The following is a 21,122-nucleotide window of genomic DNA, read 5'->3' as shown; positions in this document are numbered from 1 at the left end:
TTCCACGATTTCCTGCAGCCTCCTACAGCGGACGGATCTTCAACCGCGTGATCCGGTTTTCCTTGCGGCTGAGAACCTCGAACCGGTAGCCGTGGAAGGAAAAGACCTGTCCCTCGTTCGGGATCATCTGAGCTTCGTGAATGACCAGGCCGGCTACGGTATTGGCCTCGTCATCCGGCAGGTTCCAGTCCAGCGCGCGGTTCAGGTCGCGGATCGTCATCGCACCATCCACGATATAGTCCCCCGACTCGGTGCGCTTGATCGGATGTTCGGGGTCGGTGTCGAATTCGTCCGCGATTTCGCCCACGATTTCCTCGATGATGTCTTCGAGCGTGATCAATCCGCGCAGGTCGCCATATTCGTCGACGACCAGCGCAAAATGCGTCCGCCGCTTGAGGAATTCACGCATCTGTTCGTCCAGGGGTGTCGTCTCGGGGACGAAATAGGGGGGCTTTGCGATCGACATGATGTCGAGATCGCGGATCGAGGACAGGTTTCCGTCCTCGCCCCGGACCAGCTTTTCGACCGCACGCAACAGATCCTTGGCATGGATCACGCCCACGACGTTGTCGCGCTCGCCCCTGTAGAGTGGCAGCCTTGTGTGGGGCGAGGCCAGCACCGACCGAAGTATCGCATCCGGTGCGGCATCGGCATCGATCATCTCGATCTGGCTGCGGTGAAGCATGATCTCTTCGACCGTGCGTTCATGCAGGTCCAGCGCGCCCAGAAGCCGGTCGCGTTCCTCCTTGTCCACCGTGCCTTCGGAATGGCCGATTGCCAGGGCTCCCATGATCTCGTCGCGGAACGACAGGATGTGGCTGTCGGGGTCGGCACGCACACCGAACAGGCTGAGCATGCCGCGCACCAGCGCGCGCACGACCGACACGATCGGGCTGAGCACCCGGATCAGCAGCCGGATCGGCCGCGCGACGCGCGCGGCGGCCGTTTCGGGCATGGTGATGGCATAGGTCTTGGGCAGAACCTCGGCAAAGACCAGGACCAGGGCCGTCATTACCAGCGTGGCGACAGCGACGCCGTTCGCGCCGAACAGCCGGGAAAACAGCGCGGTTGCCAGCGAGGCCGACAGGATATTGGCCACGTTGTTGCCCAGAAGGATCGCGCCGATCAGGCGCTCGCCGTCCTCCTTGACCTCCAGTGCAACCTCGGCGCCTTTGTCGCCCTTGTCGGCCTGGGCCTTCAGCTTGCCGCGAGAAGCGGCGGTCAGCGCCGTCTCAGAGCCCGAGAAGAACGCCGAAACAAGCAACAGGGCCAGAATGGCCGCCGCAGTCAGCCACAGGCTTGGGTCGAAGGATACCGTCATCGGTTGTCCCCTTTGTCAGTGCGCCGCATCGCGCCGGTTATGGGTGGTCGAAGGCGCGCATTCAAGAGCGCTCAGCCGTCGTCCTTGGCCAAGGGGTGGCGGGACAGGACCAGGTCGCGCAGCGTATCGTCCAGGACATGGGTATAAATCTCGGTCGTCGAGATGTCCGAATGGCCCAGCATCATCTGGATGGCCCGAAGATCCGCGCCCCCGGCCAGAAGATGCGTGGCAAAGGCGTGGCGCAGTACGTGGGGCGAGACGCGTTCGGGGCGAATGCCTGCTGCGGCGGCGATGTCTCGCAGCAGCAGGAAGAAGGCCTGCCGCGTCATGTGCCCGGCCTGCCCCCGTGCGGGAAACAGGAAACGGCTGGGTGCGGCGCCGGTCGTTTGCCGCGCTTCTTCTTCGGCTGCGTCGCGTTCGGCCAGCCAGGCGGCAATCGCCCGGCGCGCCGGCGCTGACAGGGGCACCATGCGCTCCTTGCCGCCCTTGCCGCGCACCAGGATCATCGCCGGGTCGCCCCGCACCGCCGCCACGGGAAGCGAGACGAGTTCGGTCACGCGCATGCCGGTCGCATAGAGCAGCTCGATCAGGCAGGCATTGCGCAACATCTCGCGCCGGTCCCGCCCGTGCCGGCGCGCGTGTGCAAGAAGGGCTTCGACCTCTTCGGTGCTCAGAACCTTTGGCAGGGCCTTGCGGCGGCCGGGCCCCGAAATGCGGATTGCCGGGTTGTCCGCGCGCCAGCCTTCGTCATGGGCAAAGCGATACAATTGACGTATCGCAGACAGCCGTCGCGCGCGCGTGGCCTGCGACAGCCCCTCGGCCTCGCACGAGATCAGATAGGCTTCGACGTCCCCTCGTGCGGCATCGGCCAAGGTGCGGCCGCGTGCGCCCAGCCAGCCTGCGAAGTCGCGCAAATCCCGCCCATAGGCAAGCAGCGTGTTGCGCGCCGCGCCTTGCTCTGCGGCCTGTGCCTCCAGGAATGTCTGGATCCATCGCGTGTCAGCGTCCATGCTTCAGCCCCGGCGCTCCAGCAGGATCAGTTCGATCCCGGCCCGGCGCGCGACCTGTTCAAGACCGACATGGCGCAGCAGGGTCAGGCCCTGGGTGACCTCGCGCAGATCGCCGCGCGCGCCGTCGGTGATGTTGTCGATGGCCAGAAGGATCGATTCGCCCAGGCGGCCCTCGGCGATCAGGCGGATGAAGCGGTCTGACAGCGGTGATCCGGACACAAAGGCCGCCTGCACGGCCGCGCCGATCTGGTTTGGCGGGGCTGCACCCTGGGGCCTGCCGTTGGCGAGTGCCACAAGGAACCTGTCGGTCTGCGTCGCCGTATCGGGCAGGGCCTTCGCCGCGCGCCCGGATTCGGGCGAGAGCAAGGCAATGCGAAAGGCCAGGCGTCCCGGCGCGCCCGACAGGTCAAGATCAAGAAGACGTGCGCCGAATTCATTCGCGAAGGGAACCTCGAGCTCGACCTCTTCCATTTTCTGCCAGGCGGTCGGCAGCGCCCGTGCAACGCCGTCCCGATCGCCCTTGTCCAGCGCCCGGCTCAAATCCTGAACGGCGCGCACACGTTCCCAGACTCCGCCCGATGCCGCGGGCGAACGTTCGGCATAGATCGCAAACAGGCGCGCCGGCTCGATCGCGCCCGTGCGCGCCAGCCTTTCGGCCGCTTCAAGGCGGGGTTTCCATCCGACATTCGGGCGCAGGTCGGCATGGGCAAAGGCAACGGGCAGCCGCGTCGTCGGTATCGGCTGGCCGATCGCCTCCATCAGCCGCAGGACCAGTGGCGAGGGGCGTTCGGGCATCGGGGCATCGGGCTCACCCTCGAAAAGGTCGGGGTCAAGAAACCGCGCCAGCAGCTCGGCCATGTCCGGCTCGATGAAGCCAAGCGCCTCGCCAGTGCGCAGCGAAAGGGCCGCCGCATTCCAGTTGCCCGATCGCGCGAGGCAGAAGATGCGCGCGGGAAAGGTCGGCGCGATCTGGGGGGATTTCAACATCATTGCGCAGGCGCGGTTCTCGTTTCCCGTCAGAAGCGCAATGTCGAACCATCGGCGAAAGACCTCTGGCGCGGGGTCGTCGATCATCTCCAGCAGGGCGAGTGCCTGGTCAAGCGCGCCCATGTCCAGCAGCTTGTCCACCCGCGCCAGGAAGACGGCGCCCGTGCCATCCGCATCCATTGGCGGGGAAAGCTCGGCCAGCAACAGCGAATACAGAAGCGACTGAATCGCGGGCAGGGTGTCGACCCGCTCGGCACGGATCAGGCGCGCGATTTCGGCGGACGGGCTGGTTCCCCAAAGATCCTTTGGCAGTCCTGCGCGCGACGCCGGTATCAGGCCCAGACCGTCCAGTGTGGGCCCGTCGATCGGGCGCACGACGATCGTCGATGGCGTTGCGCTTGTGGTCACCGGCGGGGCAATGACCGGGCTGGGAAGGGCCGGCGCCGGGCCCGAAACCGACCGCGACAGCCAGTCGATTGCCGAAAGCGGCTGGTCGTCCTGCGCCAGCGCCGGCGGCGCAAGCGCAAGCCACAGCGCCGCCGCGCATGCCGACGTGCCCTTACTGCCCCACATTCAGCTCTACCGGCTCGCGGACTTCGCGGCGTTCAGGCTGCATGTCGCCCAGATAGGCGTAGATCGTGACGCCGATCAGGACGAGCACCGCCAATACGACCAATGCCTTGAATATTCGTATCATTTGATTTCCTGTCTCGTCCTGCCTGTTGGTCTTGTTTGCGTGTCTGCCGCGCTGCCGATTGGCGCCTTGTCGCGGATTATATATGGCATTTCCGGCAAGTTCACGCCATTCAGGGCACATGAATCACGATTGGGCAAGACGATGCCGGCCAAGCGACAGAATAGACCCGCCAAGCCAAGGTTGAAGCGCACCGTGGTGCTGATTGGCATGATGGGGGCGGGCAAGACGGCGGTCGGAACGGCGCTTGCCAGGATGCTGGGCGTGCCATTCGTGGACTCCGATCAGGAAATCGAGCGCGCCGCGAACATGACCGTCGCCGAAATCTTCGAGCGCGATGGCGAGGCGTTTTTCCGCGCGCGCGAATCAGAGGTCCTGTCCCGACTGCTTGCCGGTCCGCCCTGCATCCTGTCTGCGGGGGGCGGCGCGTTCCTGGCGGAGCGAAATCGCGAGGAAATCGCGCGCCATGGCGTGGCGGTCTGGCTAAAGGCCGATCTTGACCTGTTGTGGTCGCGCGTTCGCCACAAGACGACTCGGCCCCTGTTGCGCACGCCCGATCCGCGCCGGACGCTGGCCGAGCTTCTGGCAGCGCGCGAGCCGATCTATGCCCAGGCTGGCCTGACGGTCGAGGCGCGGCCCCATTATTCCATCGACGACATGGCCCGCAAGGTGATCGAGACGCTCGCCACGCGGCCCGACATACTGGAGACGGCATGAAGACGACACCGCCCGACACCGTTCATGTGGCACTTGGCGCGCGCAGCTATGACGTCCTGATCGGTGACGGGTTGGTCGCGCGCGCCCGGGACTTCATCGCGCCGCTCTTGTCGCGCCCGCGCGTCGCGATCGTGACGGACGAGAACGTGGCTGCATTGCATCTGGATACACTTCGCAGCGGATTGCAGGGGATCGACAGCCCGGCACTTGCCTTGCCTCCGGGCGAGGCGACCAAGGGGTGGGAGCAGTTCTCTCGCACGGTGGACTGGCTTCTGTCCGAACGTATCGAACGGCGCGACATCGTCATCGCACTGGGGGGCGGCGTAATCGGCGACCTGGCGGGGTTTGCCGCGGCCGTTTTGCGCCGCGGGGTCCGTTTCGTTCAGATCCCGACCAGCCTTCTCGCGCAGGTCGACAGCTCGGTCGGCGGCAAGACCGGCATCAACTCGGTCCATGGCAAGAACCTGATCGGGGCGTTTCACCAGCCCTCTCTGGTGCTGGCCGATATCGGGGTTTTGGATACGCTGGCGCCGCGTGACTTCCTTGCCGGCTATGGCGAGGTCGTGAAATACGGCCTTCTGGGCGATGCGGACTTCTTTGCCTGGCTGGAACAGAACGGGCCGGCGCTTGCGCGCGGTGACCGGGAATTGCGCCGCAGGGCCGTGCGGCGCTCGGTCGAGATGAAGGCGCGGATCGTCGAGCGCGACGAAACCGAAAAGGGTGACCGGGCGCTGCTAAACCTTGGCCATACCTTTGCCCATGCGCTGGAAAAGGCGACCGGCTATTCGGACCGTCTTCTGCATGGCGAGGCCGTGGCGATCGGCTGCGCGCTGGCCTTCCAGCTGAGCCAGGATCTGGGCCTGTGCCCCCAGGAATGCCCCAGCCGCGTGCGCGCCCATCTGCGGGCGATGGGCATGAAATGCGATCTGACCGACATTCCGGGCGACTTGCCCGAACCTCAGACCTTGCTGGAGCTGATGGGGCAGGACAAGAAGGTGATCGATGGCCGGCTGCGCTTCGTGCTTGCGCGCGATATCGGCGCGGCTTTCGTGACTTCGGATGTCCCGCGCGAGTCTGTCCTGTCGGTTCTGTCCCGGTCGATGGGGCGGGGCTGAGCGTTCAGGTCACCTTGGCGCGGCGGCGATATTCCGGCCGGTCCCACGCGCGGTTGTGCATGATCCCGGCCAGGATTTCCACGGCCCGCCGGATATCCTCCGGCGACAGGTAAAGTGGCGTGAAACCAAACCGCAGAATGTCGGGCGCGCGGAAATCGCCGATCACGCCATTTGCGATCAGCGCCTGCATGATCGCATATCCTTCAGGGTGCCTGAAGCTGACCTGACTGCCGCGGGCAAGCGGATCGCGCGGCGATGCAAGGACAAGTTCGGGGCAGGCGGCTTCGACCCCGGCGATGAAGGCCTGCGACAGCTCTATCGACCTTGTGCGAATGTCGGACATGTCCACGCCGTCCCAGACGTCCAGCGCGGCATCGAGAGCGGCCATCTGCAGGATCGGAGGCGTTCCGACGCGCATCCGGTCGATTCCCTGTGCTGGGCGGTAATCGGGATCGAACGCAAATGGCGCCTCATGCCCCAGCCAGCCGGACAGGGCCGGACGAACCCGATCCGCGAGGTCTGGTGCCATGTGAATGAATGCCGGCGCGCCGGGCCCGCCGTTCAGGTACTTGTAGGTGCAGCCGACCGCGAAATCGACCCCGGCGGCGGTGACATCCACCGGAATCGCGCCAGCCGAATGGGCCAGATCCCAGAGGGTCAGCGCACCTGCCTGATGAGCGCGATCGGTCAGTCCGGCCATGTCGTGCATGCGCCCGGTCCGATAATCGACCTCGGTCAGCATCAGAACGGCAACCTCTTCGGTGATCGCATCCGCGACTTCCTCGGGTTCGACCACGCGCAGGACATGGCCCCGGCCCAGGGTTCGGATCAACCCTTGCGCCATGTAGATGTCCGATGGGAAATTGCCGCTGTCGGTCAGGATGACCTGCCTGTCGGCGCGCAGTTCTAATGCGGCGGCAAGCGCCTGATGCACCTTGATGGAAAGCGTGTCACCCAGAACGACAGTTCCGTGCGGCGCCCCGATCAGTCGCCCGATACGGTCGCCCAGCCTGCGCGGCATATCCATCCATCCCGCCCGGTTCCATGCGGTGATCAGCATCTGTCCCCATTCGGCCCGAGCGGTCCTGTCCAAACGCTCGATTGCGGCGCGCGGAAGCGGCCCCAGGGAATTGCCGTCAAGATAGATGATGCCTTCGGGCAGATCGAATAGGGCACGGGTCGCGGCGAAGTCGGTTGTCATTGCACAGGTCCACATGGTCCATCCGAGGGCGGAGACTGCCCGCGGCCGGGGCGCGAGGCAAGAGCGCAGCGTCGTCCTTGCCTTTGGCGCGAAATGCGAACACCTTTCGTGTCCGAGCTTGAGGCAGCAGTTTGGGGAGGGACCGCGCCATGGCGAAAGAGGTTGATTTTCCGCCGGTCTGGCTGGCTGGCTTTGCCTTTGCCGGTTGGCTGATCGGTTTACTCTGGCCTGTTCAGTTCGCGTGGAACGCGGTGATCGGGATGGTCCTTGTCGTTCTGGCCGTGGTCCTGATGGGGCTGGCCGCCCTGCAGATGCTGTTTGCCCGAACGACGGTCATTCCCCGTCGCGACCCAAGCGCATTGGTGACCGGAGGCGTGTTTCGACTGACCCGCAACCCGATATACCTTGCCGATGCGGTGCTGCTGACGGGGCTGTATTTCGGGTGGAATGCTCTTCTGGCCCTGCCTTTGGTTGCGGTTTTCATGTGGGTGATCGACCGGCGCTTCATTCGTGACGAAGAGGAACGCCTTGCGCGCCAGTTCGGAGAAGAGTTCGAAGCCTATCGCGCCACGACGCGACGTTGGTTGTGACAAAACTGCAAATATCGTTGCCGCGTCGCAGCATTCGTGGGCAAGAATGTTGCGCATCGGGCAGTCTTGCCCTACCGAAGTAACGCCAAGGATCCGCTGAACAGGAGGACGAACCAGGTGAAGATCGGAGTGCCAAAGGAAGTGGCCAAGGGCGAGGCGCGGGTCGCGCTGACGCCGGAATCGGCCACCCATATCCGCAAGCTGGGCCATGAATGTTTCATCGAATCCGGCGCCGGGGCCGCGGCGGGCTTTGAAGATGCCGCCTACGAGGCGGCGGGTGTCACGGTCATCAAGACGGCGGCCGCGCTGTACAAGGCGGTGGATGTCGTCGCCAAGGTCCGCCCACCCACCGAAACCGAGGTCAAGCGCCTGCGCAAGGGGCAGATCCTGATCTCGTTCTTCTATCCAGCGCAGAACAAGAAGCTGATGGAGCTGGCCGCCAAGCAGGGCGCGACGATCATCGCGATGGACATGGTGCCACGGATCTCGCGCGCGCAGAAGATGGATGCCCTGTCCTCGATGGCCAATATCGCGGGCTATCGTGCCGTGATCGAGGCCGCGAACAACTTCGACCGCTTCTTTACCGGTCAGGTGACGGCGGCGGGCAAGGTGCCGCCTGCCAAGGTCCTGGTCGTCGGCGCGGGCGTTGCGGGGCTTGCCGCGATCGGCGCTTCGGTCAGCCTTGGCGCGATCACCTATGCCTTCGACGTGCGCCCCGAAGTGGCCGAGCAGATCGAATCCATGGGGGCGAATTTCGTCTATCTGGACTTCGAGGATTCGAACCAGGATTCGGCCTCGACGGGCGGCTATGCGGCCCCGCAATCGGAAGAGTTCCGCCAGAAGCAGCTGGAAAAGTTCCGCGAACTGGCGCCCGAAATGGACATCGTGATCACCACGGCCCTGATCCCGGGGCGCGATGCGCCGAAGCTGTGGACCGAGGACATGGTCAAGGCGATGAAGCGCGGCTCGGTCATCGTGGACCTTGCGGCCGAGCGGGGCGGCAATTGCGAGCTGACCAGGCCGGACGAAAAGATCGTCACCGAAAACGGTGTGACCATCATCGGCTATACGGACTTCCCCAGCCGAATGGCGTCGCAATCGTCCTCGCTTTATTCGAACAACATCCGGCACATGCTGTCGGATCTTACGCCGAACAAGGACGGCCAGATCGTCATCAACATGGAAGATGACGTGATCCGTTCGGCCACGGTGACACATGAAGGCGAAATCACCTTCCCACCGCCGCCGCCAAAGGTGAAGGCGATTGCCGCGCCCAAGCCCAAGGAAAAGCCCCGCGAGCTGACGCCGGAAGAGCGCCGCGCCATGGAAATGGCCGAATTCCGCGAACAGACCAAGCGTCAGGCGATCCTTCTGGGCGTTGGCGGCGCTGCGCTGCTGGCAGTCGGCTCCGTGGCCCCGGCCAGCTTCATGCAGCATTTCATCGTGTTCGTGCTGGCGGTCTTTGTGGGCTTCCAGGTCATCTGGAACGTGGCGCATTCGCTGCACACCCCGCTGATGGCGGTCACCAACGCGATCTCGTCGATCATCATTCTTGGCGCCCTGATGCAGGTGGGATCGGGGTCGGCCCTGGTGGTCATCCTTGCCGCGCTGTCGGTCTTCATGGCCGGAATCAACATCTTTGGCGGGTTCCTGGTGACGCGCCGGATGCTTGCAATGTTCCAGAAATCATAAGGAGGCCGCGCAGATGGTTACCGGTTTCACCACGGCCGCCTATGTCGTTGCGGCGGTTCTTTTCATCCTGTCGCTGGGTGGCCTGTCGAACCAGGAAAGCGCCAAGCGCGCCGTCTGGTATGGCATCATCGGCATGGCGCTGGCCGTCCTGGCCACGCTTGCCGGCCCGGGTTCGGGTCTGTGGCTGTTGTCGCTTGTCCTGATCGCCGCGGGCGGCGTCATCGGCTGGTACATTGCCAAGCGTGTGCAGATGACCGAAATGCCGCAGCTGGTTGCGGCAATGCATTCGCTGGTCGGTCTGGCAGCGGTTTTCGTGGGCTACAACGCTCATCTGGAACTTGGCCGCGTTCTGGCCATCGACGAGGCTGCGCGCGAAGGGCTCAAGGGCTTTGCCGCGGTTCTGGCGCACAAGACGCAGGTCGAGATCAATATCCTGAGGGTCGAGCTGTTTCTGGGCATCTTCATCGGCGCGGTGACGTTCACCGGCTCGGTCGTTGCCTTTGGCAAGCTTGCGGGCAAGGTCAGCTCGAAGGCCGAAAAGCTGCCCGGCGGCCATGCCCTGAATGCCGGGGCGGCCGCATTGTCACTGCTGTGCATGATCTGGTATTTCAACAGCGGCGGCGCGCTGCCGCTGGTCGTGATGACGCTGGCCGCACTGTTCATCGGCTATCACCTGATCATGGGCATCGGCGGTGCGGACATGCCGGTCGTGGTGTCGATGCTCAACAGCTATTCCGGCTGGGCGGCGGCGGCGATCGGTTTCAGCCTGGGCAATGACCTGCTGATCGTCACGGGCGCGCTTGTCGGTTCGTCGGGTGCGATCCTGTCCTACATCATGTGCAAGGCCATGAACCGGTCGTTCATCAGCGTGATCCTGGGCGGCTTTGGCAATACAAGTGGCCCCGCGCAAGAGATCGAGGGCGAACAGGTCGCGATCGACGCCGAAGGCGTGGCGGCCGCGCTGAACGATGCTGACAGCATCATCATCGTGCCGGGCTATGGCATGGCGGTGGCGCAGGCGCAGAACTCGGTCGCCGAACTGACCCGCAAGCTGCGGGCCAAGGGCAAGAACGTGCGCTTTGCCATTCATCCGGTGGCCGGTCGTCTGCCGGGGCACATGAACGTTCTTCTGGCCGAGGCCAAGGTTCCATACGACATCGTGCTGGAAATGGACGAGATCAACGACGACTTCCCCGAAACGGACGTCGTCATCGTGATCGGGTCCAATGACATCGTGAACCCGGCCGCGCAGGAAGATCCCAACAGTCCCATCGCCGGAATGCCGGTGCTGGAGGTCTGGAAGGCAAAGCAGGTGATCGTACTGAAGCGCGGGCAGGGCACCGGCTATTCGGGTATCGAGAATCCGCTGTTCTACAAGGAAAACACGCGCATGTTCTATGGCGACGCCAAGAAGTCGATCGACAGCCTGTTGCCGTTGATCGATTGATCGGCCCGGGATTGCATGCGCTGCGCCCCGCCCCAGTGGCGGGGCGTTTGCGTTCCGGGGCGTTGCAGGAATGCAAGTATGCCATTGTGTGCCTTTGGGAACGCCAAGGCTTGGGTGCACTTGCCGTTCGGCACGCTACTCTGTGGGCAGATCTTGAGGACCCAGACTGGCCATGATTCAGGACCATCCCCTGCGCTATGCGCTTGTGAACGAACTTCACGCCCGCCCGTTTCCGTCCATCGAGGTTCCCTCGCATGCGGTCTATCTGGCGATCAAGCAGCCGCAGAACGCGCATACGCGCGACCGCGCGGCGGATCGGGCGCATCTTCTGGAACTGCTTGACCGCCATGGCGCCGCGCATCCGCCCGAAGACGCCACGCATCATTCGGCCCGTATCGGGCGGCATGAGCTGAAATGGGAAAGCCATACCGAATTCGTCACCTACACGGCCCATGCCAAGGGTGTCGGCGAAAGGGCCTTTTCGCCCGCGGAAGCCGAGGTCTTTCCTGCCGACTGGTTGTCGCGCGCGCCGGGCTGCCGGATCGTGTCAATCCTCATGCGCATCGAAACCCTTCCCGAGGATCTGGGCATCGTCCGCGAGCGCCTTGAACAGTGGTTCGTGCCTGAAAGTCTGGCCTGTTCGTGGGTCCTTGACGAGGCTGCGATCGTCGCGACCGACTTTCAGATCGATCCGGCCGGGCATATGCGCTTTGCCGTTTTCGTTCGTCCCGGGACCGGTTCGCGGCGCGTCGGCCGCATCGTGCAGCGGCTGTGCGAAATCGAAACCTATCGCACGATGTCGATGCTGGGGCTGGGGCGTGCGCGTCAGCTGAATGCCCAGCTGAATGCAATTGACCCCCGCCTGTCGGACCTGGTGTCGCGCATGTCCAACAGGGATACCGATGCCGAAGAGACGCTTCACGCGCTGCTGCAGATATCGGCCGAGCTGGAGATGCTGGCGGTGCGCAACACGTTTCGCTTCGGCGCGACCGGCGCTTACGAGGCAATTGTCAATCAGCGCATCGGAGTATTGCGCGAAAGTCGCTTCAATGGGCGCCAGACTTTCGCGGAATTCATGATGCGCCGCTATGACCCGGCGATGCGGACGGTCAAGTCCGCCGAACGCCGGTTGGAGCAGATGGCGGCACGCTCGGCGCGGGCCGCCGAATTGCTGCAGGCGCGGGTCGATGTCGAAAGGTCGGCCCAGAACCAGCGGCTGCTGGAAAGCATGGATCGGCGTGCCGACCTGGCTCTGCGGCTGCAACATACGGTCGAGGGGCTTTCGGTCGTCGCCATCAGCTATTACGCCGTCAACCTTGCAGCCTATCTGGCCTATCCCCTGGCCGATCCCTTGGGCGTCGCGAAGGGGATGTTGACGGCGACCCTGGTGCCGCCGGTCATGCTGGCCGTGTGGCTGCTTGTGCGGCGGATCCGGCGGCAGATGCATCGAACGCCCGGTCCGCAAGACGTGCACCAAGGATGATTGCGCCCAGCGCCAGCAGAGCCGCAACGGACAGGGTCGAGGCTCCGGACAGCCCGGCTCCGACCGTGCACCCACCCGCCAGCACGCCGCCAACACCCATCAGTGTGCCGCCGGTCAGATAGCGGCCCATCTCTCGCGGTGTGCTGAAGCCCTGCCAGCGAAAGCGGCCACCGATCAACGAGAGCAGAGCCGCTCCGACGAGAACGCCCCCAAACAGGCCGGTTCCAAATCCCGCGGGGACCGCGCTGGAGGCAATGACCCAGAACAGAGATTCGGCCGCGGGCAGGGTGAAGGACAGGCTTTCGACCGCGATCGGGTCGAATTCGTCCTGCAGAACCAGACCGGTGCCCAACCAGCCAAGCGGAACCAGCGCCCCCAGCAATGCCGCGAGGAACAGCATGCGCGGTGCGGCGCCCGAGCGCAGCGCAAGCCATATCCCGAACAAGGACAGGACGGCGGTTGCCACGATCGGCCCACCGGGAACCGCGCCAAGCGAGGCGGCTTCCCCGACGGGCAGGATGATGCTGCCAAGCGCCGTCCGGACCGGGGCGAGCACACCCTTCAGCGTGGCATGTGCCGCAATGGCAAAGACGATCATCACGGTCAGGGCGCGCAGGTTCCCCGTGCCGGCCAGCACGGTCAGACGCGAAGCACAGCCGCGTGTCAGGACCATTCCCGCGCCAAACAGCAACCCGCCGACCACGATTGCCAAAACCGGCAGATCCGGGGCAAGGAAGCGATGCTCGCTCAGATCGACAAGGCCGAGGCCGGTGGCAATCTGCATTCCGGCAATGGCCACTGCAAAGGCAATGGCCCAGACGCCTTGTGCGCTTCGGCGGTCCGGCGCATCAACAACGATCGCGCGCCGCAGGCAAAAGCGGGTGACTTCGGCAAGGGCTCCGAATGCAAGGCCGATGAGAATCCCAAGCAGCACCGAGGCGCTGCGGGGGTCCAGAGAGTCCAGTCCGAGCTGTTCAAGCATTGGTCATGTCCCGATATGGAATTTCGTCCCATATACATGTTTGAATGCGACGAATTAATCCCAATCGCGGGTAGTATGACCGGAAAAGCCAGAACAAAGTTTCGAAAATTCGTGGCGCACAAAGATGGAGGCCGCTTGCAGAAGCGAAACCCGGATCATGGTCAACCCCACCGCATGCCGTGGCGGAAGGGCGTTCTTTTTTGGGCCTAGAGCCGGTCGCGCAGCGAGAACCAGACCATCGCCAGGACAAGCAGCGGCCACCGAAGCGAGGTGCCGCCGGGGAAGGGGCGTGAGGGAACACTGGCCATGACGTCAAAACGCTCGGCCTGGCCGGCAATGGCCTCGGCCAGAAGCCTGCCCCCCATGGTCGCCATCGCAACGCCATGGCCGGAATATCCGGAAGCGGACAGGATATTCCCGCGGATGCGGGCGAAATGCGGCATCCGGTTCATGGTGATGCCCAGCGTCCCGCCCCAGGCATGGGTGATGCGGACATTTTTCAGCTGTGGGAAGATTTCCAGCATCGGACGACGCACCAGCGCGGCGATATCCCGCGGAAACCGATAGCCGTAACTCTCCGATCCGCCGAAAAGCAGACGATGATCATGCGAAAAGCGGAAATAGTTGACGACGAACTTGGTATCCGCAACCGCGTGGTTGTTGCGCAGAATTTCCTCCTGCGCGGCGGGGTCCATCGGTTCGGTCGCGATGATGAAATTGTTGATCGGCATGACCCGCCTGGCGACTTCGGGCTGCAGCCCGCCCAGATAGCCGTTGCATGCCAGCACGACATGTTCGGCCGAGATCCGCGCCTTGTCGGTGTGCAGCACGACCCGCGCTCCGGGCTCGATCCGCGTTACGCGTGACATTTCCATGATCCGTGCGCCGGCCGCGCGTGCCGCACGCGCCAGTCCGAATGCATAACGCAACGGATGAAGATGCCCCCCGCCCATGTCGATGTCCCCGCCGTGATAGGCGGGGGAGTTGACCAGATGGCGCAGCTCTTCGCGCGAAAGGGGACGGATCTGATCATAGCCATAGTCACGCGCCATCTTCTCGGCATAGGCATGCGCATGGGGCACGAGGCGCGCGCGGTGGCAGGCATGGATGATGCCCGGCGCAAAGCCCGCATCCGGTGCGTGTCGCGCGGCCAGATCGCGCGTCAGGGCGACGGCCTCCTGGGCGATATCCCAAAGCTTGCGCGCATGATCCAGGCCGACCAGCTTTTCCAGCTCGTCCTGCTCCAGCCTTTGGCCCGTGCCGACCTGACCGCCGTTGCGACCGGAGGCGCCAAAGCCGACCCGCTGGGCCTCGACCAGCGTCACGTCATAACCACGCTCGGCCAGATGCAGCGCGGCCGACAATCCGGTATAACCGCCCCCGACCACGCAGACGTCACATCGGATCTCGCCTTCTGCCGGGGCAAGGGGGCCGGGCGGAACCGCCGTTTCCGCATACCACGAACGCGGGTATTCCCCCGGCTGGTCATTTGCTGTCAGAATGTCCATGCCGTTCAGGCCGCCTTCAGAAGCCCCTCTGCCTTGATCTCGGCATAGCATTCGTCCAGCGACTTCCATGCGCGTTCGATCAGGATGTCGATTTCCTCGGGGCGGATGACCAGCGCGGGCGCGATGATCATGCGGTCGCCGACATGGCGCATGATCAGATCATTGGCAAAACAGCGCTCGCGGCAGCGATAACCGACCGTCCCGGGCTCGGCCGCAAAGCGCGCCCGGCGCTCCTTGTCCGGCGTCAGGGCGATCGACCCCATCAGGCCCACAAGCTGGGCTTCGCCGACCAGGGGGTGTTCGGTCAGGCCCTTCCATTTCTCGGCCAGATAGGGGTGAGCGACGTTGCGCACGTGATCGATGATGCCCTCATCCTCGATGATCTCGAGATTGCGCAGCGCCACCGCCGAGGCGACCGGGTGTCCCGAATAGGTATAGCCGTGATTGAAGTCCTCGCCCGACTCGGCCACCGTGCGATAGACCTCATTGCAGATGATCGATCCGCCGATCGGGGCATAGCCCGACGACAGGCCCTTGGCGATCGTCATGATATGCGGCCGGATGCCCATCGTCTGGCTGCCGAACCAGTTTCCGGTGCGGCCAAAGCCCGTGATGACCTCGTCGGCGATCAGCAGGATACCGTATTCGTCGCAGATGCGCTGGATCTCGGGCCAGTAGGTTTCGGGCGGAACGATCACGCCGCCCGCGCCCTGGATCGGCTCGGCGATGAAGGCGGCGACCCGGTCGGCGCCGATTTCCTGGATCTTCTGCTCCAGTTCGCGCGCGCGGGCGATCCCGAATTCCTCGGGCGTCATGTCGCCGCCTTCGCCCCACCAGTAAGGTTGGTTGATATGCACGATGTCGGGGATGGGCAGGCCGCCCTGGGCATGCATGCCCGACATTCCGCCAAGGCTGGCCCCGCCCATGGTCGAGCCGTGATAGGCGTTCTTGCGGCTGATGATGACCTTTCGCTGGGGCTGGCCCTTGACGTCCCAATAGCGGCGGACAAGCCTGATATTCGTATCGTTCGCCTCGGAGCCCGAGCCGGCATAGAAGACATGGTTCAGATCGCCGGGCGCAAGCTGTGCGATCTTTGCCGCCAGCGCGATGGCCGGCACATGGGATGTCTGAAAGAACGTATTGTAATAGCAAAGCTCTTCCATCTGCCGCGCGGCAACTTCGGCCAGTTCGCGCCGACCATAGCCGATATTGACGCACCAGAGCCCGGCCATGCCGTCGATGATCTCGTGCCCGTCGCTGTCGGTCAGCCAGACGCCCTTGCCGCGCGTGATGATGCGGGCGCCCTTTCTTGCCAGGGCAGCGTCATCCGTAAAGGGATGCATGTGATGCGCCGCGTCCAGCGCCTGAAGCTCCGCCGTGGGCAGGTGGTTCGTGATCTTCGTCATGACTGACCCCATCTGTGGCTGGGAATTCGGATGATTTCGCGAATCGGCGGGCCGCGACGGGGCCGGGCCGGGTTCGTCCTTTGCTCAGGATATGATCAAAGACGCTGAAGTCAACGGCATTTGATCAAATTGAATCGACCACGAGGGACTGGCGAACCTGCTCGATTCCCTGTTCGATATCGGCGGCGATGGCCGCCGCGGCCTGGTCGCCATCGCGAGCGCGCAGGGCTGCAAGCGTGTCCGAATGCCGGTCGGGCAGATTGGCGGTTCCGAACCTGCCGCATACGACGCGCAATGACGGGCCGGAACGCAGCCAAAGCATGCGTGCAAGCGACAGAAGGATTGGCGCGCCGGCGCGCTCATACAGGGTGAAGTGGAACTGATAATTGTTCAACAGATAGCGGTGAATGTCCCCCGTCGCGATGGCCTGGTCGATTTCCAGATCGCGCTCTTTCAGAATGATTATATCATCGTCATCAATGTATTGTGCGGCGATCTTCGCAAGTTTTGGTTCGATCGACAGGCGTGCATGGGCCAGCTCGTCCAGTTGCGACTGGGTCAGCTGCGGCACGACAACGCGGCGGTTGCCCAGAAATTCCAGCGCGCCCTCGGCCGTCAGACGCCGGATCGCCTCGCGCACGGGCGTCATGCCCGCGTTCAGCAGAGAGGTCAGGCCCTGAATCGTGACCGATTGTCCCGGTGCAAGCTGACCGAACAGAATCATGTCTCGCAGCCGGCGATAGGTCACCACGTGCGTGGGAACCTTGCCGTCGGCTGTCGGATCGGTGATTTCTTTCATCCCTTGCCCTTGTCGGCGAATATGCGAAATTCATTCCGTCCATGATAGATGGGGCATGCCCGGAATGCCAACTTGATCGACGCGCCAAATTTGATCAAACTGTTCCGGGGAAGAGCGACGGTCAGGGGTGGCCGGCGGTCCAACAGAACACAGGAGGTAACATGCGTACTTTGGGGATGACGATGGCGGCCTGCCTTGCAGCGGCGTCCATCGCCGGGGCCGAGGAGGTCCACGTTTACAACTGGTCGGACTACATCGACGAATCGCTGCTGGAGAAGTTCGAGAAGGAGACCGGGATCGACCTGATCTACGACGTCTTCGATTCGAACGAACTGCTTGAAACCAAGCTGCTGGCCGGCAATTCCGGCTATGACGTCGTCGTTCCCACGGGAACCTTCCTGCAGCGGCAGATCCAGGCCGGCGTCTTCCAGAAGCTGGACAAGTCCAAGCTGCCCAATATCGTCCACATGTGGGACGTGGTGATGGAGCGCACGGCGAAGTATGACCCGGGCAACGAATATTCGGTCAACTACATGTGGGGCACGACCGGGATCGGCGTGAACATCAACAAGGTCAAGGAAGTTCTGGGCGAGGATGCGCCGGTCGACTCGCTCGCCCTGGTCTTTGATCCGGCGAACATGGAAAAGCTCAGCCAGTGCGGCGTGCATTTCCTTGACGCCCCAACCGAGATGATCCCGGCGGCGCTGAAGTATCTGGGTGAAGATCCCGATGCCCAGGACTGGGAGACGATCCAGAAGGCCGAACCGGTCCTGACGGCCGTGGCCCCCTTCGTGCAGAAGTTCCATTCGTCCGAGTACATCAACGCCCTGGCGAATGGCGATATCTGCGTCGCGTTCGGCTGGTCGGGTGACATCCTGCAGGCGCGCGACCGTGCCGCCGAGGCCGACAACGGCGTCGAGATCGAGTATCACATTCCCAAGGAAGGCGCGCTGATGTGGTTCGACCAGATGGCGATCCCCGCGGATGCACCAAACCCGGACGGGGCGCACAAGTTCATCAACTTCATGATGGACCCTGAAAATGCGGCCGCGGCGTCGAACTATGTCTATTACGCCAACGGCAACAAGACGAGCCAGCAGTACCTGAACGAGGATGTCATCGGGGATCCGGCGATCTATCCCGATGAGGAGACACTGCAGAACCTTTACACCGTCTCGCCGTGGGATTCGAAGACCAACCGGCTTGCCACCCGGATGTGGACCAAGATCAAGTCCGGCACCTGATCGGTCAGTCTTGACACGGCCCCGCGCCAGCCGGCGCGGGGCTTTCCCGAACACGAGGACATCATGGCCCAGCCCGCCAATCGGCCCGTCTTTGCCCCCTGGAATGACCCCGACGAAAAGCCCCTGATCCGGTTTGGAAACGTCACCAAGCGCTTTGGCGACTTTATCGCGATCGACAATCTGACGCTGGATATCTACCGGCGGGAGTTCTTTGCCCTGCTTGGGCCTTCGGGCTGTGGCAAGACCACGCTGATGCGGATGCTGGCCGGGTTTGAATCGCCCAGCGAAGGCACGATCCTGCTGGACGGGCAGGATATCGTGCCGGTTCCGCCCAACCGTCGCCCGGTCAACATGATGTTCCAGAGCTATGCGCTGTTCCCCCATTTGAATGTCTGGGACAATATCGCCTTCGGTCTGCGGCGCGATGGACTGCCAAAGGAGCAGATCGCCGAACGGGTCGAGAAGATGCTGAAGCTGACGCGGCTCGAGAAATTCGCGCGCCGCAAGCCGCACCAGATCTCGGGCGGGCAGCGCCAGCGCGTGGCCCTTGCGCGCAGCCTGGCCAAGGCGCCCAAGCTTCTGCTGCTGGACGAACCCCTGGGCGCGCTGGACAAGAAGCTGCGCCAGGAGACCCAGTTCGAGCTGATGGACATTCAGGAGCGCACCGGCACGACCTTTGTCATCGTCACGCACGACCAGGAAGAAGCCATGACCGTGGCCAGCCGTGTCGCCGTCATGGACCATGGCCGGATCGTGCAGGTGGATACGCCCGACCGGATCTATGAGAGCCCGAATTCGGTCTACGTGGCCGACTTCATTGGCGAGGTGAACATCATCCGCGGACGCGCCACGCCGCAGGCTGGCGGCCGCGTGTCCATTGCCTGGGCCGAGGGCCAGCCCGAGATCCTCGCCGAGGCGGCCGACCCGCCGTCGCCGGGCGCCGAAGTTCACTTTGCCATCCGCCCGGAAAAGGTCCTTATCTCGAAGGGCAGGCCAACGGATCGGGCGAACGTGATTCAGGGGCGGGTGCATGACATTGCCTATCTGGGCAACATCTCGACCTACAAGGTCGAGGTCGCGGGCGGATTGATGGTCAAGGCGCAGATGACCAATGCTCGCCGCATCGCGAACCGGGACATCACATGGGACGATACGGTCTGGCTGTCCTTCACGGATACCGCCGGCATCGTCCTGCCGGGCTGAGGGGGATTGGCATGAACTGGCGCCGGGTCCTGCTGATTGCCACGCCCTATCTTTGGCTTTTCTTCTTCTTCCTCGTGCCCTTTGCGATCGTGTTCAAGATCGCGCTGTCGGACTATGCGCTGTCGATTCCGCCCTATACGCCACAACTTGACCTGTCGCAGGGTTGGCAGGGACTCGTCGAATTCTTCGGTGCGCTGGACTTCGAGAATTTCGCGTTCCTTGCGCAGGATCCGTTGTATTACACGGCCTATCTGTCCAGCCTGAAGATCGCGACGATCTCGACGGCGATCACGCTGCTGGTGGGCTACCCGATTGCCTATGGCATGGCCCGCGCGCCCGAGGAATGGCGCCCGACGCTGATGATGCTGGTCATATTGCCATTCTGGACCAGCTTTCTGATCCGGGTCTATTCCTGGATTGGCATCCTGTCGACCGAAGGCTTCCTGAACCAGACCCTGATGTGGCTGGGCCTGATCGATGAACCCCTAGCGATCATGAATACCAACAAGGCCGTCTATATCGGTATCGTCTATACCTATCTGCCGTTCATGATCCTGCCCATCTATTCGGCGCTGGAGAAGCTGGACACGTCGCTGATCGAGGCGGCCGAGGATCTGGGCTGTTCACGCCTGTCGGCCTTCTGGCTGGTAACCTTCCCGTTGTCGCGGCCGGGCGTCATCGCGGGCTGTTTCCTGGTGTTCATCCCGGCGATCGGAGAATTCGTCATTCCCTCGATCCTTGGCGGGAACGAGACCCTGATGATCGGCAAGACGCTTTACGAGGAATTCTTCGCGAACCGTGACTGGCCGGTGGCCTCGGCCGTGGCGGTGGTGCTGCTGGCGATCCTGATCGTCCCGATCATCCTGTTCCAGCGCAACGAGCAGAAGCAGAGGGAGGCCGACCAATGAACCGCCGGTTTTCCTGGTTCAACGCCACCGCGCTGACCCTGGGCTTTGCATTCCTTTATCTGCCCATGGTCATCCTGGTGATCTTCTCGTTCAACGAATCCAAGCTGGTCACCGTCTGGGCCGGTTTCTCGACCAAGTGGTATGGTGAGCTGTTTCGCAATCAGGCCTTCCTGGATGCGGCGTGGGTCACGCTGAAGGTCGCCGTCATGTCGTCGACGCTTGCAACGATCCTGGGCACGATGGCGGCCTATGCGATGGTGCGCGGGGGGCGCTTTCCCGGCCGGACGCTGTTTTCCGGCATGATCTATGCGCCGCTTGTCATGCCCGAGGTGATCACGGGTCTTTCGCTTCTGCTTCTGTTCATCTCGATCGGGCTGGACCGCGGGGTGATGACCATTACCCTGGCGCATACGACCTTCACGATGTGCTATGTCTCGGTCGTGGTCTCGTCGCGGCTTGTCACCTTCGACCGGTCACTTGAGGAAGCCGCGCTGGACCTGGGCTGCACACCGTTCCAGGCTTTCAGGCTGGTGACCCTGCCGATCATCGCGCCCGCCGTGATCTCGGGATGGCTTCTGGCCTTCACGCTGTCGCTGGACGATCTCGTTATCGCGTCGTTTACCGCCGGACCATCCTCGACGACGCTGCCGATGAAGATCTTCTCGTCGGTCCGCCTGGGCGTGAGCCCCGAGATCAACGCCCTCTCCACGATCCTGATCGGACTGGTGACGGCTGCGGTCATCACCGCCTCGCTGATCTCGAAACGGTCCATTGCCATGCGAGAGGCTGACCAGCAGGCTGCGGCGCGGGCCTGA

At 63.5% G+C, this 21,122-nt stretch carries 19 protein-coding genes; 10 read left to right on the top strand and 9 right to left on the bottom strand.

Annotated elements, in window-relative coordinates; translation table 11 throughout:
- Positions 1-22: 22 nt before the first annotated feature.
- From LV82_RS05415 to LV82_RS14860, 4 genes are all read right to left on the bottom strand, one after another.
- Entirely contained in the window at positions 23-1,321 is a 1,299-nt protein-coding gene (locus LV82_RS05415) for an HlyC/CorC family transporter (protein ID WP_104069720.1), read from the bottom strand.
- A 71-nt stretch (positions 1,322-1,392) separates the two neighbouring features.
- A complete protein-coding gene (locus LV82_RS05410; RefSeq protein ID WP_104069719.1) occupies positions 1,393-2,331 on the bottom strand; it encodes a site-specific tyrosine recombinase XerD in 939 nt (312 codons plus the stop codon).
- Between the two features lie 3 nt (positions 2,332-2,334).
- Positions 2,335-3,891, bottom strand: a complete 1,557-nt coding sequence (locus LV82_RS05405) for a hypothetical protein (protein WP_104069717.1) — start codon at positions 3,889-3,891, stop codon at positions 2,335-2,337.
- Positions 3,878-4,015 (bottom strand): hypothetical protein, encoded by a 138-nt coding sequence (locus LV82_RS14860; RefSeq protein WP_170063358.1) that lies wholly within the window; start codon positions 4,013-4,015, stop codon positions 3,878-3,880. The genes LV82_RS05405 and LV82_RS14860 overlap by 14 nt, the downstream gene beginning before the upstream one ends.
- Positions 4,016-4,156: 141 nt before the next feature.
- Between LV82_RS14860 and LV82_RS05400 the strand changes: the two genes are divergently transcribed.
- Both LV82_RS05400 and aroB read left to right on the top strand, forming a co-directional pair.
- Positions 4,157-4,729 carry a shikimate kinase gene (locus LV82_RS05400; RefSeq protein WP_104069804.1) on the top strand — a complete coding sequence of 191 codons (573 nt, stop codon included), beginning with the start codon at positions 4,157-4,159 and terminating at the stop codon, positions 4,727-4,729.
- Complete coding sequence (gene aroB / locus LV82_RS05395) at positions 4,726-5,844, top strand: 3-dehydroquinate synthase (protein WP_104069716.1); 1,119 nt, start codon at positions 4,726-4,728, stop codon at positions 5,842-5,844. The genes LV82_RS05400 and aroB overlap by 4 nt, the downstream gene beginning before the upstream one ends.
- Positions 5,845-5,848: 4 nt before the next feature.
- Here the strand turns inward: aroB and kynU are convergent, their stop codons facing one another.
- Positions 5,849-7,045: a kynureninase gene (kynU, locus tag LV82_RS05390; RefSeq protein WP_104069714.1), complete on the bottom strand. Its 1,197-nt coding sequence runs from the start codon at positions 7,043-7,045 to the stop codon at positions 5,849-5,851.
- A gap of 149 nt (positions 7,046-7,194) precedes the next feature.
- Here kynU and LV82_RS05385 point away from each other — a divergent pair, with 149 nt between their 5' ends.
- The 4 genes from LV82_RS05385 to LV82_RS05370 all read left to right on the top strand — a co-directional run bounded on the left by LV82_RS05385 (position 7,195) and on the right by LV82_RS05370 (position 12,257).
- Positions 7,195-7,635, top strand: a complete 441-nt coding sequence (locus tag LV82_RS05385) for a methyltransferase family protein (protein ID WP_104069713.1) — start codon at positions 7,195-7,197, stop codon at positions 7,633-7,635.
- Between the two features lie 117 nt (positions 7,636-7,752).
- Positions 7,753-9,327 (top strand): Re/Si-specific NAD(P)(+) transhydrogenase subunit alpha, encoded by a 1,575-nt coding sequence (locus LV82_RS05380; RefSeq protein WP_104069711.1) that lies wholly within the window; start codon positions 7,753-7,755, stop codon positions 9,325-9,327.
- 13 nt (positions 9,328-9,340) lie between these two features.
- Positions 9,341-10,774, top strand: a complete 1,434-nt coding sequence (pntB, locus tag LV82_RS05375) for a Re/Si-specific NAD(P)(+) transhydrogenase subunit beta (protein WP_104069710.1) — start codon at positions 9,341-9,343, stop codon at positions 10,772-10,774.
- Between the two features lie 172 nt (positions 10,775-10,946).
- On the top strand, positions 10,947-12,257 hold the full coding sequence (locus LV82_RS05370) for a DUF3422 family protein (RefSeq protein ID WP_425427729.1): 1,311 nt from the start codon (positions 10,947-10,949) through the stop codon (positions 12,255-12,257).
- On the opposite strand, the gene LV82_RS05365 is transcribed toward LV82_RS05370, so the two are convergent.
- The 4 genes from LV82_RS05365 to LV82_RS05350 form a co-directional block, all read right to left on the bottom strand.
- On the bottom strand, positions 12,172-13,239 hold the full coding sequence (locus tag LV82_RS05365; RefSeq protein ID WP_104069707.1) for a YeeE/YedE family protein: 1,068 nt from the start codon (positions 13,237-13,239) through the stop codon (positions 12,172-12,174). The two genes, LV82_RS05370 and LV82_RS05365, sit on opposite strands and share 86 nt — an antisense overlap.
- A 206-nt stretch (positions 13,240-13,445) precedes the next feature.
- The gene (locus tag LV82_RS05360; protein WP_104069705.1) at positions 13,446-14,747 is read right to left on the bottom strand and encodes an NAD(P)/FAD-dependent oxidoreductase; all 1,302 of its coding nucleotides are present in this window, start codon (positions 14,745-14,747) and stop codon (positions 13,446-13,448) included.
- Positions 14,748-14,752: 5 nt separating this feature from the next.
- A complete protein-coding gene (locus LV82_RS05355) occupies positions 14,753-16,153 on the bottom strand; it encodes an aspartate aminotransferase family protein (protein ID WP_104069704.1) in 1,401 nt (466 codons plus the stop codon).
- Positions 16,154-16,277: 124 nt separating this feature from the next.
- Positions 16,278-16,952 (bottom strand): GntR family transcriptional regulator, encoded by a 675-nt coding sequence (locus LV82_RS05350; RefSeq protein WP_104069702.1) that lies wholly within the window; start codon positions 16,950-16,952, stop codon positions 16,278-16,280.
- A 161-nt stretch (positions 16,953-17,113) separates the two neighbouring features.
- Here LV82_RS05350 and LV82_RS05345 point away from each other — a divergent pair, with 161 nt between their 5' ends.
- The 4 genes from LV82_RS05345 to LV82_RS05330 all read left to right on the top strand — a co-directional run bounded on the left by LV82_RS05345 (position 17,114) and on the right by LV82_RS05330 (position 21,122).
- Positions 17,114-18,196, top strand: coding sequence for a polyamine ABC transporter substrate-binding protein (locus LV82_RS05345; protein WP_104069701.1), 1,083 nt, complete (start codon positions 17,114-17,116; stop codon positions 18,194-18,196).
- Positions 18,197-18,259: 63 nt separating this feature from the next.
- Positions 18,260-19,399: an ABC transporter ATP-binding protein gene (locus LV82_RS05340; protein ID WP_104069699.1), complete on the top strand. Its 1,140-nt coding sequence runs from the start codon at positions 18,260-18,262 to the stop codon at positions 19,397-19,399.
- Between the two features lie 11 nt (positions 19,400-19,410).
- Positions 19,411-20,307: an ABC transporter permease subunit gene (locus LV82_RS05335; protein ID WP_104069698.1), complete on the top strand. Its 897-nt coding sequence runs from the start codon at positions 19,411-19,413 to the stop codon at positions 20,305-20,307.
- Positions 20,304-21,122: an ABC transporter permease gene (locus tag LV82_RS05330; RefSeq protein ID WP_104069697.1), complete on the top strand. Its 819-nt coding sequence runs from the start codon at positions 20,304-20,306 to the stop codon at positions 21,120-21,122. Before LV82_RS05335 ends, LV82_RS05330 begins: the two co-directional genes overlap by 4 nt.

Origin of the sequence: Albidovulum inexpectatum, from assembly GCF_002927635.1 — a bacterium.
Lineage (GTDB): Bacteria > Pseudomonadota > Alphaproteobacteria > Rhodobacterales > Rhodobacteraceae > Albidovulum > Albidovulum inexpectatum.
The sequence above is the reverse complement of the archived record's forward strand: the minus strand, read 5'-3'. Positions and strand labels throughout refer to the sequence as shown.

Excerpts from the sequence above, each read along its gene's own strand:
- LV82_RS05415 (WP_104069720.1), bottom strand. The coding sequence starts at position 1,321 with ATGACGGTATCCTTCGACCCAAGCCTGTGGCTGACTGCGGCGGCCATT.
- LV82_RS05360 (WP_104069705.1), bottom strand. The coding sequence starts at position 14,747 with ATGGACATTCTGACAGCAAATGACCAGCCGGGGGAATACCCGCGTTCG.
- LV82_RS14860 (WP_170063358.1), bottom strand. The coding sequence starts at position 4,015 with ATGATACGAATATTCAAGGCATTGGTCGTATTGGCGGTGCTCGTCCTG.
- LV82_RS05410 (WP_104069719.1), bottom strand. The coding sequence starts at position 2,331 with ATGGACGCTGACACGCGATGGATCCAGACATTCCTGGAGGCACAGGCC.
- LV82_RS05330 (WP_104069697.1), top strand. The coding sequence starts at position 20,304 with ATGAACCGCCGGTTTTCCTGGTTCAACGCCACCGCGCTGACCCTGGGC.
- LV82_RS05370 (WP_425427729.1), top strand. The coding sequence starts at position 10,947 with ATGATTCAGGACCATCCCCTGCGCTATGCGCTTGTGAACGAACTTCAC.
- LV82_RS05400 (WP_104069804.1), top strand. The coding sequence starts at position 4,157 with ATGCCGGCCAAGCGACAGAATAGACCCGCCAAGCCAAGGTTGAAGCGC.
- kynU (WP_104069714.1), bottom strand. The coding sequence starts at position 7,045 with ATGACAACCGACTTCGCCGCGACCCGTGCCCTATTCGATCTGCCCGAA.
- aroB (WP_104069716.1), top strand. The coding sequence starts at position 4,726 with ATGAAGACGACACCGCCCGACACCGTTCATGTGGCACTTGGCGCGCGC.
- LV82_RS05345 (WP_104069701.1), top strand. The coding sequence starts at position 17,114 with ATGCGTACTTTGGGGATGACGATGGCGGCCTGCCTTGCAGCGGCGTCC.
- LV82_RS05340 (WP_104069699.1), top strand. The coding sequence starts at position 18,260 with ATGGCCCAGCCCGCCAATCGGCCCGTCTTTGCCCCCTGGAATGACCCC.
- LV82_RS05385 (WP_104069713.1), top strand. The coding sequence starts at position 7,195 with ATGGCGAAAGAGGTTGATTTTCCGCCGGTCTGGCTGGCTGGCTTTGCC.
- LV82_RS05365 (WP_104069707.1), bottom strand. The coding sequence starts at position 13,239 with ATGCTTGAACAGCTCGGACTGGACTCTCTGGACCCCCGCAGCGCCTCG.
- pntB (WP_104069710.1), top strand. The coding sequence starts at position 9,341 with ATGGTTACCGGTTTCACCACGGCCGCCTATGTCGTTGCGGCGGTTCTT.
- LV82_RS05355 (WP_104069704.1), bottom strand. The coding sequence starts at position 16,153 with ATGACGAAGATCACGAACCACCTGCCCACGGCGGAGCTTCAGGCGCTG.
- LV82_RS05335 (WP_104069698.1), top strand. The coding sequence starts at position 19,411 with ATGAACTGGCGCCGGGTCCTGCTGATTGCCACGCCCTATCTTTGGCTT.
- LV82_RS05405 (WP_104069717.1), bottom strand. The coding sequence starts at position 3,891 with ATGTGGGGCAGTAAGGGCACGTCGGCATGCGCGGCGGCGCTGTGGCTT.
- LV82_RS05350 (WP_104069702.1), bottom strand. The coding sequence starts at position 16,952 with ATGAAAGAAATCACCGATCCGACAGCCGACGGCAAGGTTCCCACGCAC.